Origin of the sequence: Tepidibacter aestuarii (assembly GCF_934924865.1) — a bacterium.
In the GTDB taxonomy this organism is placed as follows: Bacteria; Bacillota; Clostridia; order Peptostreptococcales; family Peptostreptococcaceae; genus Tepidibacter_A; species Tepidibacter_A aestuarii.
This window is the reverse complement of the sequence record NZ_OW235315.1, coordinates 3,483,297-3,500,744: the sequence shown is the minus strand read 5'-3', so window position 1 is coordinate 3,500,744 and position 17,448 is coordinate 3,483,297. Positions and strand designations below refer to the sequence as shown.

General features: G+C 32.2%; 15 protein-coding genes and 2 rRNA genes. 15 read left to right on the top strand and 2 right to left on the bottom strand.

Translation table 11 applies throughout. The features are described from left to right. Positions 1-58 precede the first annotated feature (58 nt). A 23S ribosomal RNA gene (locus tag M2214_RS17275) occupies positions 59-2,974 on the top strand. Between the two features lie 58 nt (positions 2,975-3,032). Then, positions 3,033-3,149: ribosomal RNA gene (gene rrf / locus M2214_RS17270) — 5S ribosomal RNA — on the top strand. Positions 3,150-3,505: 356 nt separating this feature from the next. Here the strand turns inward: rrf and M2214_RS17265 are convergent. Further along, entirely contained in the window at positions 3,506-3,973 is a 468-nt protein-coding gene (locus tag M2214_RS17265; RefSeq protein WP_248481187.1) for a hypothetical protein, read from the bottom strand. Positions 3,974-3,989: 16 nt separating this feature from the next. Further along, on the bottom strand, positions 3,990-4,136 hold the full coding sequence (locus tag M2214_RS17260; RefSeq protein ID WP_248481186.1) for a hypothetical protein: 147 nt from the start codon (positions 4,134-4,136) through the stop codon (positions 3,990-3,992). Positions 4,137-4,472: 336 nt separating this feature from the next. On the opposite strand from M2214_RS17260, the gene M2214_RS17255 reads away from it, so the two are divergent. The 13 genes from M2214_RS17255 to M2214_RS17195 all read left to right on the top strand — a co-directional run bounded on the left by M2214_RS17255 (position 4,473) and on the right by M2214_RS17195 (position 17,444). Beyond that, the gene (locus M2214_RS17255; protein WP_248481185.1) at positions 4,473-4,913 is read left to right on the top strand and encodes an ACT domain-containing protein; all 441 of its coding nucleotides are present in this window, start codon (positions 4,473-4,475) and stop codon (positions 4,911-4,913) included. 29 nt (positions 4,914-4,942) lie between these two features. Then, on the top strand, positions 4,943-6,115 hold the full coding sequence (locus M2214_RS17250; protein ID WP_248481184.1) for an ABC transporter substrate-binding protein: 1,173 nt from the start codon (positions 4,943-4,945) through the stop codon (positions 6,113-6,115). Between the two features lie 93 nt (positions 6,116-6,208). Further along, entirely contained in the window at positions 6,209-7,102 is an 894-nt protein-coding gene (locus M2214_RS17245; protein ID WP_248481183.1) for a branched-chain amino acid ABC transporter permease, read from the top strand. 3 nt (positions 7,103-7,105) lie between these two features. Beyond that, on the top strand, positions 7,106-8,149 hold the full coding sequence (locus tag M2214_RS17240) for a branched-chain amino acid ABC transporter permease (RefSeq protein WP_248481182.1): 1,044 nt from the start codon (positions 7,106-7,108) through the stop codon (positions 8,147-8,149). After that, positions 8,149-8,916 carry an ABC transporter ATP-binding protein gene (locus M2214_RS17235; RefSeq protein WP_248481181.1) on the top strand — a complete coding sequence of 256 codons (768 nt, stop codon included), beginning with the start codon at positions 8,149-8,151 and terminating at the stop codon, positions 8,914-8,916. The genes M2214_RS17240 and M2214_RS17235 overlap by 1 nt, the downstream gene beginning before the upstream one ends. After that, complete coding sequence (locus tag M2214_RS17230) at positions 8,917-9,627, top strand: ABC transporter ATP-binding protein (RefSeq protein ID WP_248481180.1); 711 nt, start codon at positions 8,917-8,919, stop codon at positions 9,625-9,627. Between the two features lie 84 nt (positions 9,628-9,711). Further along, positions 9,712-10,236: a transcription repressor NadR gene (locus tag M2214_RS17225; RefSeq protein WP_248481179.1), complete on the top strand. Its 525-nt coding sequence runs from the start codon at positions 9,712-9,714 to the stop codon at positions 10,234-10,236. 74 nt (positions 10,237-10,310) lie between these two features. Then, the gene (locus tag M2214_RS17220; RefSeq protein WP_248481178.1) at positions 10,311-11,222 is read left to right on the top strand and encodes a quinolinate synthase NadA; all 912 of its coding nucleotides are present in this window, start codon (positions 10,311-10,313) and stop codon (positions 11,220-11,222) included. A 28-nt stretch (positions 11,223-11,250) separates the two neighbouring features. After that, positions 11,251-12,249, top strand: coding sequence for a PTS transporter subunit IIC (locus tag M2214_RS17215; protein ID WP_248481177.1), 999 nt, complete (start codon positions 11,251-11,253; stop codon positions 12,247-12,249). A gap of 238 nt (positions 12,250-12,487) precedes the next feature. Then, positions 12,488-13,057, top strand: a complete 570-nt coding sequence (locus tag M2214_RS17210; protein WP_248481176.1) for a hypothetical protein — start codon at positions 12,488-12,490, stop codon at positions 13,055-13,057. 453 nt (positions 13,058-13,510) lie between these two features. Next, complete coding sequence (locus M2214_RS17205; protein ID WP_248481175.1) at positions 13,511-14,143, top strand: HD domain-containing protein; 633 nt, start codon at positions 13,511-13,513, stop codon at positions 14,141-14,143. A gap of 88 nt (positions 14,144-14,231) precedes the next feature. Further along, the gene (locus M2214_RS17200; RefSeq protein WP_248481174.1) at positions 14,232-14,378 is read left to right on the top strand and encodes a hypothetical protein; all 147 of its coding nucleotides are present in this window, start codon (positions 14,232-14,234) and stop codon (positions 14,376-14,378) included. A gap of 312 nt (positions 14,379-14,690) precedes the next feature. After that, a complete protein-coding gene (locus M2214_RS17195; protein WP_248481173.1) occupies positions 14,691-17,444 on the top strand; it encodes a UPF0182 family membrane protein in 2,754 nt (917 codons plus the stop codon). Positions 17,445-17,448: the final 4 nt, after the last annotated feature.

The window sequence follows — 17,448 nt, the reverse complement described above, 5'->3', positions numbered from 1 at the left end:
TAATTCGTTGGCGACGTACTTTAGTACTTTGAAAATTGAACAGATTTAAATAAATTTAGGTTAAGTTATTAAGGGCGTAGGGCGGATGCCTTGGCACCAAGAGCCGATGAAGGACGTGGTAAGCTGCGATAAGCTTCGGGGAGATGCAAGCAATCTTTGATCCGGAGATTTCCGAATGGGGAAACCCACCTAGAGTAATGTCTAGGTATCCTTAGATGAATACATAGTCTAAGGAGGGGAACCGAGGGAACTGAAACATCTAAGTACCTCGAGGAAGAGAAAGAAAAATCGATTCCCTAAGTAGCGGCGAGCGAAAGGGGAAGAGCCCAAACCTATGAAGTTTTCTTCATAGGGGTTGCGGATATGCTCACAAGAAAGAGGTATTGTAGTCGAAGAGGTTTGGAAAGACCCACCATAGAAGGTAATAGTCCTGTAGATTAAACAAGAAGACTTTCGAGCATACTCCAGAGTACCACGGGACACGTGAAACCCTGTGGGAAGCTGGGGGGACCACCCCCAAGGCTAAATACTTCTTGGTGACCGATAGCGTATAGTACCGTGAGGGAAAGGTGAAAAGAACCCCGGAAGGGGAGTGAAATAGAACCTGAAACCCTATGCCTACAAGCTGTGGGAGCACATTTTTAGTGTGACCGCGTACTTTTTGTAGAACGGCCAACGAGTTACGATAAGTAGCAAGGTTAAGGACTTAGGGTCTGGAGCCGTAGCGAAAGCGAGTCTTAACTGGGCGATTCAGTTACTTGTCGTAGACCCGAAACCGAGCGACCTACCCATGGCCAGGATGAAGCGAAAGTAAAATTTCGTGGAGGTCCGAACCCACGCACGTTGAAAAGTGCGGGGATGAGCTGTGGGTAGAGGTGAAATTCCAATCGAGCTCGGAGATAGCTGGTTCTCCCCGAAATAGCTTTAGGGCTAGCCTCAAGCTTAGAGATGAGGAGGTAGAGCACTGAATGTCCTAGGGGCCCTGTGGGTTACCGAAGACTATCAAACTCCGAATGCCTTTATCTTTTGCTTGGGAGTCAGACTGTGGGTGATAAGATTCATAGTCGAGAGGGAAACAGCCCAGACCGTCAGCTAAGGTCCCTAAATGTAAGTTAAGTGGTAAAGGATGTGGGATTGCACAGACAACCAGGATGTTGGCTTAGAAGCAGCTTCATTCAAAGAGTGCGTAATAGCTCACTGGTCGAGTGATCCTGCGCCGAAAATTATCGGGGCTAAAACTTACTACCGAAGCTACGGCATTGACTTTGTCAATGGGTAGGGGAGCATTCACTGCGGGTTGAAGCTAGACCGGAAGGACTAGTGGACTGCAGTGAAGAGAGAATGTTGGCATGAGTAGCGAGACGTAGGTGAGATCCTACGGGCCGAAAACCCAAGGTTTCCTGAGGAAGGTTCGTCCGCTCAGGGTTAGTCGGGACCTAAGCCGAGGCCGAAAGGCGTAGGTGATGGACAACAGGTTGAGATTCCTGTACTACCGATAATCGTTTGAAGAATGGGGTGACGCAGAAGGATAGGCTATCCTACTATTGGATATGTAGGTCCAAGCATTAAGGGAGCATTGATAGGCAAATCCGTCGGTGCAATCCTGAGGTGTGATGGGGAGCGAAATTTAAGTAGCGAAGTAGTCGATTTCATGCTGCCAAGAAAAGCCTCTACTGAGATTAAAGGTACCCGTACCGCAAACCGACACAGGTGGGTGAGAAGAGAATTCTAAGGCTAGCGAGAGAACTTTTGTTAAGGAACTCGGCAAAATGACCCCGTAACTTAGGGATAAGGGGTGCCTCATTAGGGTGTATGCCCGAAGAGGCCGCAGAGAATAGGCCCAAGCGACTGTTTACCAAAAACATAGGTTTCTGCTAAGTCGAAAGACGATGTATAGGAGCTGACGCCTGCCCGGTGCTGGAAGGTTAAGGGGATGTGTTAGACATTAGTCGAAGCATTGAACTTAAGCCCCAGTAAACGGCGGCCGTAACTATAACGGTCCTAAGGTAGCGAAATTCCTTGTCGGGTAAGTTCCGACCCGCACGAAAGGCGTAACGATTTGGGCACTGTCTCAACAAAAGACTCGGTGAAATTGTAATTCCGGTGAAGATGCCGGATACCTGCGACAGGACGGAAAGACCCCATGGAGCTTTACTGTAGCCTGGCATTGGATTTCGATATTACATGTACAGGATAGGTGGGAGACTGAGATACGAGAACGCCAGTTTTCGTGGAGTCATCCTTGGGATACCACCCTTGTAATATTGAGATTCTAACCATAGACCATGAATCTGGTCTTGGGACACTGTCAGGTGGACAGTTTGACTGGGGCGGTCGCCTCCCAAAATGTAACGGAGGCGCCCAAAGGTTCCCTCAGCACGGTCGGAAATCGTGCGAAGAGTGCAAAGGCAAAAGGGAGCTTGATTGCAAGACATACAGGTCGAGCAAGGACGAAAGTCGGGCTTAGTGATCCGGTGGTTCCGCGTGGAAGGGCCATCGCTCAACGGATAAAAGCTACCCTGGGGATAACAGGCTTATCTCCCCCAAGAGTCCACATCGACGGGGAGGTTTGGCACCTCGATGTCGGCTCATCACATCCTGGGGCTGTAGTAGGTCCCAAGGGTTGGGCTGTTCGCCCATTAAAGTGGTACGCGAGCTGGGTTCAGAACGTCGTGAGACAGTTCGGTCCCTATCCGTCGCAGGCGTAGGAAATTTGAGAGGAGCTGTCCTTAGTACGAGAGGACCGGGATGGACATACCTCTGGTGCACCAGTTGTCACGCCAGTGGCATAGCTGGGTAGCTATGTATGGAATGGATAAGCGCTGAAAGCATCTAAGCGCGAAGCCAACCTCAAGATAAGATTTCCCATCTTTATGAGTAAGATCCCAGGAAGACTACCTGGTTGATAGGTTCAAGGTGTAAGCTCAGTAATGAGTTCAGCTGATGAATACTAATAGATCGAGGACTTAACCAAATTTTAAATCTGGTCAATTTTGAAAGTATTAATCTTAATACTTAAAACTAAAAGATTATGTGGTTATTATAGCAAGGAGGATACACCTGTTCCCATTCCGAACACAGAAGTTAAGCTCCTTAGCGCCGATGGTACTTGGGGGGCAGCCCCCTGGGAGAGTAGGACGTAGCCACGTAATCTTTTTTTATTGTTGTTAAATTAAAAATAGATTATTTAAATAACGTTAATACATTAAATATTACAATTAGAACTAAATATTATGTCTTATTAAACATACTAAAACTTCTTAAACTCGCGTAGGCTCAGACATAAGAAGTTTTTTTAACGTATATTTAAACGCCAGAATATAAGTTCTAAAGTTAAATATTTAAAAGATTAACTAACATTTAAATAATCTATTTTTTTGTATGTGAGAGTCTAATAACACTAACGCTTAAATAAAAAAATATTACGTGATTATTAGAGTTGTAAATTATATAAAAACATTAAAAAAATATAGCAAGATATTAATAAAAAAAGAGATAACTTCTGTTAATTAGAAGTTATCTCTTTCCTTTGTTTTAAGTTAGCAAATACATACCTAATATCTTCTCTGGAGCCTTTAAATACTGCTTTATCATTATATATATGGATAATTAAAGTTGAAGGGTTACATAAAAGCATATCTATTATATATTTATCCTTTGCTATTAATAGATTCTCTTCTTCAGATAGAATAATCATCTTAAGACTACTTAATACTGTATTTAAGCTTTTCCTAAAGCTAGGTTCGTCTTGTATAGATATAGTTCTTACAATCTCATGGCGGTTAAAGGCTTTATATAGTCCAAATAACAATATATATAGTATAAGATTATCATATTTAGGGAAACTAATAGGAGCATATCCATAATTATAATAAATTATCATAGTACCTACAAATTGCCCTATAAGAATTACTGGAAGCATAAGCATGCATGATATTAAGTAGATTTTTAAAAACTGAATTACTTTATTCATGATACCCTCCTATATATTATTTCTCATTCCTATCAATGTCATCTATAAAGTTTTCAATTTTATTAATTTTATTCTTTATATACTTGATATCTGAATTTAAATCTATTAAAAATCCTATAAAAACTAAGAGCAATAAAACAAGAATTGCTATTATTAATCCCATAACAAGTAACCTCCTAAGAATAGATTTACATTAAATATTTTACCATATAATTACAATGCAGTGCCAAATATGTAAGTTATCAATGAAAGTTTACAATTGAAAAATATAAAATAAAGATTTTAAAATAAATGTTTTGTTATATAATAAACTCTAGTAAAATGAATATATGCAAGAATAATCTCCCCCTAGAGATATTAAAATTCTAACTGCATAAAAAATAAATAATATAAAAAACAAAAACTATATTATTGAATTGAAAAAAAATGTATGATAGTATTTAAAAATATCAAATACGAAATACACTTGTTCATGAAGAATAGACAAGGAGGATTAGATTTGACTAAGAAAATATTTTACTTAATAGATGAGGAAGTTGTACCAGATGTATATAGAAAAGTTATAGAGGTAAAAAAAATATTAAGCTCTGGTAAAGTTAATCAGGTAACAGAGGCTGTTAAAATAGTAGGGATAAGCAGAGGAGCCTTTTATAAATATAAAGACTATGTTTTTTTAAGTAGTAATGATCAGCTTGGAAATATAGTTACTTTTTCTATGTTTTTAGATCACACTAAAGGTGTTTTATCAGCAACTCTTAATAGATTAGCTGACTTTGGGTGCAATGTAATAACAATAAATCAAAACATACCTATAAATGATGTAGCAAGCTTAACTTTAACAGTAGATACTAAAGATATGAGTATATCAATAGAAGATGTTATAGAAAAAGTTAAAGAGTTAAATGGAGTATGTAGTTTGCAAATATTAGCAAGAGAATAAGAAATTAAATAAAAGGGGGAGATTAAAAAATGAAGCGAATTTATTTATCATTAATTCTAGTAGTATCAATGCTATCATCATTATTTCTTGCAGGGTGTTCAGTTAAAGAAACAGAAGAGGAAGCACAAAATGTAGATGAAAATGTAATAACAATAGGTGTATTTGAGCCTATGACAGGAGCTTCAGCAGCTGGAGGAGAGATGACTGTTGAGGGAATCAAGCTTGCCAATGAAATGTTTGGTGAGATCTTAGGAAAGGAAGTAAAACTTAAAATAGTTGATAATAAAAGTGATAAGGTAGAGGCTGCAAATGCAGCATCAAGACTTATCGAAAAGAATAAGGTTAGCGCAATTATAGGTAGTTATGGAAGTTCATTATCTATGGCAGCTGGGGACTTAGTTAAAAGTGCAAAAGTTCCAGCAGTTGGATGTTCACCTACTAATCCACTTGTTACACTTAACAACGATTATTACTTCAGAGTATGCTTCATAGATCCATTCCAAGGAACTGTTATGGCAAACTACGCTTTTAATGAATTAAAAGCTAAAAAGGCTGCTATAATTCAAGATGTTACTCAAGACTATTCAGTTGGACTTAGTAAATACTTTGTTGATTCGTTTAAAGAACTTACAGGAGATGAAAACAGTATAGTTGGAATGACATCTTATAATACAGGAGATCAAGATTTTACAGCGCAACTTACAAATATTAAACAAACTAATCCAGATGTTATATTTGCACCAGGTAACTATGGAGAAAGTGCTCTTTTAATAAAGCAAGCTAGAAGTCTTGGAATAGATGTACCTATACTTGGAGGAGATACTTGGGAAGCACCTGAGTTTATAGATATAGGAAAAGAAGCAGTTGAGGGTGCAGTATTTAGTACTCACTTCACTTCAGAAGCTGCAGTAACAGATTTATCTAAACAGTTTATGGATGCATATAAGGAAAAATATAATAAAGAGCCTAATACTTTTGCAGCACTTGGCTTTGATGATTACTTAGTTATACTAGATAGTATAAAAAGAGCGGGTTCATCTGATCCACAAAAAATAAGAGATGCAATAGCTGAAACTAAGGATTTTGAAGGAGCAACAGGCTATATAACTCTTGATGAAAATGGAGATGCGGTTAAGAGTGCTATAATCAAAAAAGTCCAAGATGGCAAATTCAATTATTTAGATACAATCCAACCTAAATAATTAAAGGAATTTATTTAAAATTTAAAGTCCTATAATCGTTGATGCGATTATAGGACTTTAAATTAATATGAAATTATATGAGGGGGAAAATATATGAATCTCGAAATATTTATCCAGCATTTATTTAATGGCATTTCCCTTGGGAGTTTATATGCATTAATAGCTATAGGATATACAATGGTTTATGGAATATTAAGGCTTATAAATTTTGCACATGGAGATATATTCATGATAGGAATATATACAGCTTTTTATGGAATGGTATTTACACCACTACCTTGGTGGTTAGTATTCATTTTTGCTATATTATTTACTGGATTATTTGGAGTAGTATTAGAGAAGGCTGTATATAAGCCTCTTAGAAAATCACCTAGAATATCTATACTAATATCAGCAATAGGAGCATCGTTCTTACTTGAGAACTTAGCTATAGTAGTTTTTGGCGGAAGACCAAAGGCATTTGAAATACCTGATATGTTTAGTAAAGTATTACATTTTGGAAATGTATCTGTAGTTAGTTTGACTTTTTATATACCTCTAATAACTTTAATAATATTAGCAGGGCTTTTATATTTTATAAACAAGACTAAAACAGGTATGGCAATGAGAGCTGTAGCAAAAGACTATGAAGCAGCAAGCCTTATGGGAATAGATGTGAATAAGATAATATCTATAACCTTCTTTATAGGCTCATCTCTTGCTTGTACTGGAGGACTTATGTGGGGGCTAAAGTTTCCACAGATAACACCACTAATTGGAATCATGCCGGGGCTTAAATGTTTTATAGCAGCTGTTGTAGGAGGAATAGGAAATATAACCGGAGCTGTTATAGGTGGATTTATATTAGGACTTGGAGAGATTATGTTAGTTGCATTCTTACCTGCTCTTACAGGATATAGAGATGCTTTTGCATTTGTACTATTAATAATAATACTTTTGATTAAGCCTACAGGAATAATGGGCAAAAATCTAACAGAGAAGGTGTAGATTATGAAAAAGAATTATATTTACAATGTAGGGTTATTAGCTTCGCTTATAATTTTTTTATTCATATCCAATGGTGTATTTAACTCTTATCAAATAAGAATACTTAATCTATGTGCCATTTATATAATATTAGGTCTTAGTATGAACTTAATAAACGGATTTACTGGATTATTTTCTCTAGGGCACGCTGGATTTATGGCTATTGGAGCGTATACTTGTGCAATACTTACAATGTCTCCAGCTATGAAAGAGATGAATTTCTTTTTAAAGCCTATAGTTTCAATATTATCCAATATACAGATGGGATTTTTGCCAGCACTTATAATGTCAGGAATAGTATCAGCTTTGTTTGGATTTTTAATAGGAGCACCTGTTCTTAGATTAAAGGATGACTATTTAGCCATAGCAACTCTAGGATTTGCTGAAATAATAAGAGTTGTATTCACCAATACTCAAAGTATAACTAATGGTGCATTAGGACTTAAAGGAATACCTGTATATACCAACATATGGTGGAGTTGGGGATTTGCAATTATAACTATTATCTTTATGATACTTTTAATAAAAGGAAGCTACGGCAAAGCATTTAAAGCTATAAGAGAAGATGAAATAGCAGCTGAAAATATGGGAATAGATTTGTTTAAACATAAGATGTTATCGTTTGGAATAGGAGCTTTCTTTGCAGGATTAGGAGGAGCCCTTTTAGGAAACTTACTTGGAACGATTGATCCTAATATGTTTAGATTTTTGCTAACATTTAACATACTTTTAATAGTTGTTCTAGGAGGAATGGGAAGTATAACAGGGACTTGTATATCTGCAATATTGGTTACAGTGTTAATGGAAGTATTGAGATTCTTAGATGAAACTATAAACTTAGGATTTATACAAATCGAAGGAATACAAGGGCTTCGTATGGTTGTATTTTCAGCCATCCTAATGGTTGTAATTATATTCTATCAAAATGGATTTATGGGAAACAAAGAATTTACATGGGATATATTCAAAAAGAAAAAAGCAGCCTACAATGTAAAGGATGTGAAGTAATGGAGATATTAAAGCTTTGTGATGTAACTGTGAAATTTGGAGGATTAACAGCTGTTGATAGTCTAAATATTCATCTAAATAAAAATGAGATAATAGGGTTGATAGGCCCAAATGGAGCTGGAAAAACTACAGTATTTAATATGATAACAGGAGTGTATACTCCTACAAGTGGAAATATATATTTTGGAGGTTCTAATAAAAGTATTATAAATAAAAAACCAAGTGCTATTGCTAGCTTAGGAGTAGCTAGAACATTTCAGAATATAAGGCTATTTAAAGAACTATCTGTTATAGATAATGTATTCATAGGTAGTCATTTAAATATTAAAAGCAATATAATATCATCAGTGTTTAGAACTAAAAAATATAAAAAAGAAGAAAAAAAATTCTATGATAAATCAGTAAAGCTTTTAGAAGAAGTTGGACTTAAAGATCTTATGTATGAAAAAGCATCATCTCTTTCTTACGGAAATCAAAGAAGATTGGAGAGTGCAAGAGCTCTTAATACTAATCCTGAGATTTTATTACTAGATGAACCGGCAGCGGGTATGAACCCTAAAGAATCACTAGAACTTATGGAGTTTATAAGAAGTATTAGAGATAAATTTGGAATAACTATACTGATGATAGAACACCATATGCAAGTTGTAATGGGAGTATGTGAAAGAATATATGTATTAGATTATGGTCAAAAGATAGCTCAAGGAATACCAAGTGAAATACAAAACAATGAAAAAGTAATTGAAGCTTACTTGGGGGTGGGATAGATGCTTAATATAAAAGGGCTAAATGTTAATTATGGTGGAATTCACGCTTTAAGGGATATGGATATAGAGGTTCCTAGAAATAAAATAGTAACTTTAATAGGAGCAAATGGAGCTGGAAAAAGCTCAACTTTAAGAAGTATAATGGGAATAGTTAATTCAAGTGGAGTTATAGAATATAATGGAAACAATATCAAAAATCTAAAAACTCAGGATATAGTGAAAGAAGGATTGGTTTTAGTTCCTGAAGGAAGAAGAGTATTCCAAGACTTAACGGTTGAAGAAAATCTAATACTAGGAGCTTATACTAGAAAAGATAAAAAAGAAATAAATAAAGACCTTGACTGGATATATGAATTATTTCCAAGACTCAAAGAAAGAGTAGACCAAAAGGCTGGAACTATGTCTGGAGGAGAACAACAGATGCTAGCCGTAGGAAGAGCTCTTATGAGTAGACCAAAGCTTCTTATGATGGATGAACCATCTTTAGGTTTGGCTCCTTTAATAGTTAAGGATTTATTCAATATAATAAAAGATATTAATAAGATGGGGGTTACTATTCTTTTAATAGAACAAAATGCAAAAGCAGCTCTTGAAATAGCTGATTATGGTTATGTAATTGAAACGGGAAAAGTTGTTCTTAAAGGAAGAGGAAGTGATCTTTGTGAGAATGATGATATAAAGAAAGCCTACTTAGGTGAAGAAGCTGTATAGTTTTATTAATGATAAAAATCAGAAGTCTAAACTGGCTTCTTTTTTTTGACTCTATAATATATAATCTAATAAAGAGGTGATTTAATGGATACATTCAAGAGAAGAGAGGCTTTAGAGAGAATATTAAAAGAAAGCACTAATCCAATAAAGGGAGCTAAACTTGCAGATGATCTAGAAGTAAGCAGACAAGTTATAGTTCAAGATATAGCAATACTTAGAGCTAAAGGAGTTAATATAATGGCAACTCCACAAGGCTATATAGTTCCAAATATAGTAAAGGAAGATATGATAAAGGTTATAATGTCTAATCATCATTGTGCCATAGATGAAATAAAGGAAGAGTTAGAGATTATAGTTGATATGGGAGCTAAGGTATTAGATGTAATAGTGGAGCATCCTATTTATGGAGAAATAAGAGGGATTATAAATATATCTTCAAGAAAAGAGCTAAATGAATTTGTAGATAAAATTGAAAGAGAAGAATCAAAGCTGATGTCTAGTTTGACAAACGGAATTCATTATCATACTATCCAGGTTAAAAATGAAGAAGTATACCAGGATATAATTAAGGAGTTAGACAAAAAAGGGTACTTGCTAAAAAACAAATAAAGTGATATATTTTTGGGAATGAGTGACAAGACAGAAGTGTATACATTTAGAATATGAGATTAGGAGAGAGTTCGATGAATGATAAAAATATGATAGATGAGATAATAAAGATAAAAGAAGAAAAAGGCATAAAAATATTTGCACATAACTATCAAAATTATGAGGTGCAACAGATTGCAGATTATGTAGGAGATTATTTACAGCTAATTGAAGCATCTAAAGAGAGTGATTGCAAAGCTATAATTTCATGTGGAGTTAAAAGCTTAGCTGAAACATTAAAAACTGTATCTGATAAAAATATAGTTATGCCAGTTTCTGAAGCTGTATGTCCTATGAATAAAAAAATAAACATTGATGAATTAGTAAGCTTTAAAAACATGCATCCTCAATTTACTATAGTATCAAGTCTTAACTCTCAAGTAGAATTAAAAGCAATATCAGATATATGTGTACCAACATCAAAGGCAGTTGAGATAATAGAAAAATTAGATAGCGAAAATATATTATTTGTTTCTGATATGAATCTAGGTAATTATATATCTAAAAAAGTTAAAAATAAAAATATAATGTCATGGACTGCATACTGTAATATACATGATAAGGTTACTAAACAAGAAGTAATAAATATGAAAGAAAAACATCCAAATGTACCTATAATAGTTCATACGCAATGTAGGGAAGATGTTATAAAACTTGCCGATTATGCAGGATCTACATCTCAAATAATAGAATATGTCAAAAATTTAAAAGATAAGAAGGTAATAATAGGAACAGAAACGGGAATACTTCATGTATTAAGAAGATTAAATAAAGACAAAAAGTTTGATCTACTATCTCCAAGTCTTATATGCATGGATATGAAAAAAACATCATTAGATGATGTGTATAGATGTATGACTGATGACACAGGAGAAATTATAAAAATAGATGAGGATATAAGATTAAAGGCATTAAATAGCATAGACAATATGATGAAATACTTATAAAGCGAAACTTATATAAAGGAGAGTTTGTATGAGAGAATATTTAACCAAAACATTGAATGGTATGGCATTAGGTCTCTTTAGTTCACTTATAATAGGACTTATATTGAAGCAAATAGGAGATATTTCGGGAGTTGGAAATATAGTTTTATTCGGAAAGATATCTCAGTATATGATGGGACCTGCGATAGGTGCTGGTGTTGCTTATTCAATAGGAGCTCCTCCTCTTGTAATATTTGCGTCATTAATAACTGGAGCTATAGGAGCTGGAAGTGTTAATATTGCAGATGGAGTAGCGGCCCTTAGGATAGGAGACCCTGTTGGAGCTTTTGTAGCAGCATTAATAGCTGCAGAAATAGGAAGATTAATATCTGGAAAAACTAGTATTGATATAGTTTTAATCCCTGCTGTAGTTATTATAATTGGTGGTTTTGTAGGTGTATTTATAGCTCCTATACTATCTACTATGATGAGTGCTATAGGAAGCTTTATAAACAGAGCAACAGAGTTAAAGCCTATACCTATGGGAATAGTATTAGCTGTAACTATGGGAATGATACTTACACTTCCTATAAGTTCAGCCGCTTTGTCTATTGCACTTGGCCTTAATGGATTAGCAGCAGGAGCAGCTCTAGTTGGATGTTGTTGTCAGATGATAGGATTTGCAGTTGCATCTTATAGAGAAAATAAGGTTGGAGGACTTATATCTCAAGGTCTTGGTACATCAATGTTGCAAGTTCCAAACCTTATAAGAAATCCTCTAATATGGATACCTCCTATAATATCAAGTGCTATACTTGGTCCTTTATCTACTACAGTGTTTCACATGAAAACTAATAGTATAGGAGCTGGTATGGGAACTAGCGGGCTTGTTGGTCAAATATCAACTGTAGCTGTTATGGGAAACTCAGCTATGACTAGTATAATAATTCTTCACTTTGTACTTCCTGTTATTATTACTCTTATTATATCTGAGTTTATGAGAAAAAAAGGGTATATAAAGGATGGAGATATGAAGCTTACAAATTAAATAAAATTTATTATTCTTTTTATTTTATAATAAGAGATATTGAATAATAACTTAGAAAAATTTTTTCTTAAAAATCAACTTTAAGGTAGTTTATTTTGAAGTTGATTTTTTTGCGTTTGTATAACTATATTTAAAAATAAATATAAAATTTATAAAAAATTTCTATATTTTAAGAATGAATATCAAAAAAAAACAAAAGATAAAATTAATAATAAAATTTGAAAGGTGTATTTTGTTTATGATTAAAAAAGATAGAAGTTCAAGATTTTTAACTATTTCTTTTTCAATAATTATGATTTTAGTAGTGATTGGGTTCTTAATTAAAAAAGAATATAATTTTATTTATAATTCAATAATGATATATGTTAGCTACTTGTTCATTATTTATTTCGAAAATAAAAATAAAAAGATGATAAAAAGTTATATAAAGGCATTGGTTATTATAGCGTATATACTACATAATGTAGTAGGTCAATATTTCAATCTATATCAAAACTCTATTTGGTTTGATAAAGCGCTACATATATTTGGAACATTTGCATTTTCACTTTTATTTTATTCAATGCTTGATTTAAGCATTAAATTTTTTTCTGAATCTAAAATATTCATTTTTATTATTTTAATGTCTATAGGTGTTACCGGTGGAGCTTTTTTAGAAAGTGGAGAATTTATTTTAGATATTATAATGAATACTAAAAATCAGCATGGCTTATTAGATACTAATTTGGATTTAATATTTAATGCATTTGGAGCAGTACTTGCAGGTATTTTAGGTGCATTTAACGAAAAATATATTTCAAATAAATAAACAATAGATAACTAAAAAATAATTTTCAGAAAATTCTAAAAAAACCATTGAAATCTATGAAATTTATGATATAATATTATTAACAAATACATAAAGAACAGGAGATGATACCACCAAAGAAAATAGATTGAAATATAAGGAAATTAAGATTTATAGAAGGGGTGATTGAAGAAAAATATATAAAATTAAAAATAATTAAAGAATATTAAAAACAAAGGAGTGAGTCCACCAAAGAATGAATAGTTCACATAACAGATCAACATAAAAAAGCTAGTTCTTAAAATAAATTTAAGGATTAGCTTTTTTGTGTTGAAATTATTATTTTAGAAGATCAAAAATTATATACTCTTAATTAAATACTGTTATAATTATATTTGTTATTGTAATAATTAGAGATTTTTATATAGAAATACAAATGTATTGTAATGAATAATATTTTTTTAGGAGGAATTTATGATAAATAAAGAACTTAAAAATTATATTGAAGAAAATATCTTACCACTATATTATAATCTTGATGATGCTCATACTATTGATCATGCAAGAGATGTTATAGAAAAATCTATTAAGCTTTCAAGCTTTTTTAATAATATAGATGAAAATTTAGTATATGCTATAGCAGCATATCATGATGTTGGATTAGCTTCAGGTGATAGAAAGAACCATCATATAGAATCTGAAATATTTGTAAGAAATGATGATAAACTTAAAACATTTTTTAGTGATGAAGAGATTAATATAATTGCTGTAGGTTGCAGGGAGCACAGAACATCTTCAAAAGAAACACCTTCTTCAGTATATAGCTGTATAGTAAGTGATGCTGATGGAACAGACCCTATTGAGATAATGATAGAAAGATCATATCATTATGCACATAAGAATTATACTTGTGAAATATTAAAAAACGATAATAAGATATATGAAGATATTTATGATCATTTACTTAATAAATATGGAAAGAATGGTTATTGTAGATACCATCTAAAAGAATCATATACATTATTTAATAAAAAAGAAATTGAAGATATATTGGATAATGAAGAATCATTTAAAACTATATATAATGAAGTTATAAGTATAAAATAGGTGATTTCTATGTATACAAAATAAATCTAATCCTTCAATTCAAAAAGGAGAAGCATTACCAGAAAGTGCTCTTCAATATGTAAGGCTTATGAATCAACTAAATATACCTGAGTCAGATTTTAAATCATTATCAGATATAATAGGTAAAAAAACAATGTATAGTGATGCCATGGCTTATGATTTGCTTATGAACATGGTGTACTTGATGATATACGTAAATCAACATCTGATATAAATTATGAAATTAAACTTCTTTCTAGTCATTAAGGATGTTTGAAGAATTAAAAAATAATTCTTAGCATTTTAAAATTTCCCAGTAAATTACAAATTGTGATTTTCACGTATGATAATTTTATTTTTTCTGATAAATTCAAACTCAATTCATCTAATAAGAACATGTATAAAATCGTATAAGTCGAAAAATATATTTATTATATATTAAAATCGAGTATATAATAAATATATTTTTTGGTATACTAGTAATAAAATTTAATATATGAAATATTTAACATGAGTAATAAATTTAAAATTTGGAAGGGGGATACATGTGAGTAAATCTAAAAATGTACTTACAGCATTACTTGTATTAGTGATAGTTACAGTAGTTGGATTTTTTTCTCAAATAATTACTTTTCTATCCGATTACAATTGGTTTAAAGAAGTAGGATATACATCTACTTTTATAAAGCAAATATTTTCAAAATTATATATAGCAGTTCCTATATTTTTAATACTAGGAGTACTAATATATATATATTTAATTGGAATAAAGAAAAGTTATTATCTGCATATGAATGTAGTAACTTCTAAAGAAGAGGAAAAGCCTATAAAGATTATAACTTTCTTAGGAACAATTATTATATCTTTACTTTTCAGCTTGAGAATATCATCAAGTTTATGGATGGAAATACTTCAATTTACAAATTCTACATCATTCAATATAAAGGATCCTATATTCAATAATGATATTTCGTTTTATGTATTTAAGTTGCCTTTAGTAAATCAAATATTAAACATAATAGTAGGATTATTAGTATTTTTGTTTATAATAACTATTGCATATTATCTAATGTTAGCATCATTCAAGAAAGGAAATAAGTTTGATGACAATGTTAGAAATTTACATGATATGTCTAATATAGGAGATACATTAAAAAATGTTGTAAATCTTGCATTAAATCAAATAGCAGTTATAGGGGTTGCGTTCTTTATAATAATAGCTATTAAGAGCTATTTAGCATCATTTGAACTTCTTTATTCTCCAAGAGGAGTAGCGTATGGTGCAAGTTATACTGATATTAATATAAACCTATGGATGTACAGAGTATCTGCTATAGTAGCATTAGTATCAGCGGTATTTGTTGTAATAGCTTATAAGAAAAGAAGACTAAGAACACTGCTTATAGGTCCTATAATACTAATCGTTATAAGTATAGGTTCTTCTGTAGTACAAACTGGAGTTCAAAACTTCGTAGTATCTCCAAATGAGATAGCAAAAGAAAAGAAATTCTTAGAGTACAATATAGATTATACTAAGAATGCATACAATCTAAACGAAGTAAAAGAAGAAAATTTCTTAGCTGAACAAAATATAAGTATAGAAGATATATTAAAAAATGATCAGACTATACGAAATATAAGTATAAATGATTATAGACCTACTAATGAGACTTATAACCAGATTCAAACATTAAGACCTTATTATAATTTTAAGGATGTAGATATAGATAGATATATGATCGACGGTAAGTTAAATCAAGTATTTCTGTCTGCTAGAGAGATAGATCAAAATAGATTAGATGAACAAGCACAAACATGGCTTAATAAACACATAAAGTATACACATGGATATGGGCTTACTATGTCGCCAGTAAATGAAATAACACCTGGTGGAGAGCCAAAGATGATTATAAAGGATATACCTCCTGTGTCTTTAGTCGAAGGATTAAATGTTGAAAGACCAGAGATATACTTTGGAGAGCTTACTAATGATTATATAGTTACAAATACATCAGAAAAGGAATTTGATTATCCTAAAGGAGAAACTAATGCTTTTTCTGAATATGGAGGAAAAGCAGGTATAAATCTTACTCTATTTAATAGAATATTATACAGTATAGATCAAGGAAGCTTAAAATTCTTAGTTGCTGGAAGTATAGACTCTAACAGTAAGATAATACTAAATAGAAATATAGAAAAAAGAGTTCAAAAAATAGCTCCGTTTTTATCATTTGATGATGATCCATATCTAGTGGTATCTGAAGGAAAGATGTACTGGATGATAGATGGGTATACTTATACATCTAAATATCCATATTCTCAACCATACTCAAATAACGGGATAAATTATATAAGAAACTCATTTAAAGTTGTTATAGATGCTTATGATGGAACTACAGATTTTTATATAGCGGATAAAAACGATCCTATGATAAATACTTATGCTAAGATATTCCCAGATTTATTTAAATCTATGGATGATATGCCAGAAGGTATTAAGAGCCATATAAGATATCCTCAAACTATATTTGATATACAAGCTAAGATATATGAGACTTATCATATGAAAGATACTGAGGTGTTTTATAACAAGGAAGATAAGTGGGAAGTAGCTAAGAAATCTAAAAATACTCAAAGTCAAGAAGAAGGTGAATCTTTAGATATAGAATCAAACTATATAACTTTCAGATTGCCTAATGAGGATGAGGCGGAGTTTTTACTTACTATACCATATACTCCACAGAGCAAACAAAATATGACCGCATTATTTGTAGCAAGGAATGATGAGGACAAATATGGTCAGCTTATAGTATATAAATTCCCTAAGGATAAAAATATATTAGGACCAGAGCAGATAGAGGCAAAAATAGATAAAGATCCTGAAATATCTAAGGATTTAACTCAATGGAATACAGGTGGTTCTACTGTTATAAGAGGAACGCTGCTTACTATCCCTATTGAAAACTCTATACTGTATGTTGAGCCTTTATATATTAAATCAGATGCACAAAACAGTATACCGGCAGTAGAAAAAATATTCGTAGCCTATAAAGATAAGGTTGTTATGAAAGATACTCTAGAACAGGCATTAAATACCATGTTCAAATCAGACAATCAAAATGTTATAATAGATGAAACAACAGATGAGTCTGATGTGGATCTAGATAAAGATCAGTTAATTAAGAAGGCTAATGATTTATACAATAAAGCTGGAAGTAGTTTAAAAGATGGAGATTTTGAAGCTTATGGAAGACATCTAAATGAACTTGGAGATATACTAAATAAGCTAGCGAATCAATAAAATT

Excerpts from the sequence above, each read along its gene's own strand:
- M2214_RS17265 (WP_248481187.1), bottom strand. The coding sequence starts at position 3,973 with ATGAATAAAGTAATTCAGTTTTTAAAAATCTACTTAATATCATGCATG.
- M2214_RS17260 (WP_248481186.1), bottom strand. The coding sequence starts at position 4,136 with ATGGGATTAATAATAGCAATTCTTGTTTTATTGCTCTTAGTTTTTATA.
- M2214_RS17250 (WP_248481184.1), top strand. The coding sequence starts at position 4,943 with ATGAAGCGAATTTATTTATCATTAATTCTAGTAGTATCAATGCTATCA.
- M2214_RS17245 (WP_248481183.1), top strand. The coding sequence starts at position 6,209 with ATGAATCTCGAAATATTTATCCAGCATTTATTTAATGGCATTTCCCTT.
- M2214_RS17240 (WP_248481182.1), top strand. The coding sequence starts at position 7,106 with ATGAAAAAGAATTATATTTACAATGTAGGGTTATTAGCTTCGCTTATA.
- M2214_RS17235 (WP_248481181.1), top strand. The coding sequence starts at position 8,149 with ATGGAGATATTAAAGCTTTGTGATGTAACTGTGAAATTTGGAGGATTA.
- M2214_RS17230 (WP_248481180.1), top strand. The coding sequence starts at position 8,917 with ATGCTTAATATAAAAGGGCTAAATGTTAATTATGGTGGAATTCACGCT.
- M2214_RS17225 (WP_248481179.1), top strand. The coding sequence starts at position 9,712 with ATGGATACATTCAAGAGAAGAGAGGCTTTAGAGAGAATATTAAAAGAA.
- M2214_RS17220 (WP_248481178.1), top strand. The coding sequence starts at position 10,311 with ATGAATGATAAAAATATGATAGATGAGATAATAAAGATAAAAGAAGAA.
- M2214_RS17215 (WP_248481177.1), top strand. The coding sequence starts at position 11,251 with ATGAGAGAATATTTAACCAAAACATTGAATGGTATGGCATTAGGTCTC.
- M2214_RS17210 (WP_248481176.1), top strand. The coding sequence starts at position 12,488 with ATGATTAAAAAAGATAGAAGTTCAAGATTTTTAACTATTTCTTTTTCA.
- M2214_RS17205 (WP_248481175.1), top strand. The coding sequence starts at position 13,511 with ATGATAAATAAAGAACTTAAAAATTATATTGAAGAAAATATCTTACCA.
- M2214_RS17200 (WP_248481174.1), top strand. The coding sequence starts at position 14,232 with ATGAATCAACTAAATATACCTGAGTCAGATTTTAAATCATTATCAGAT.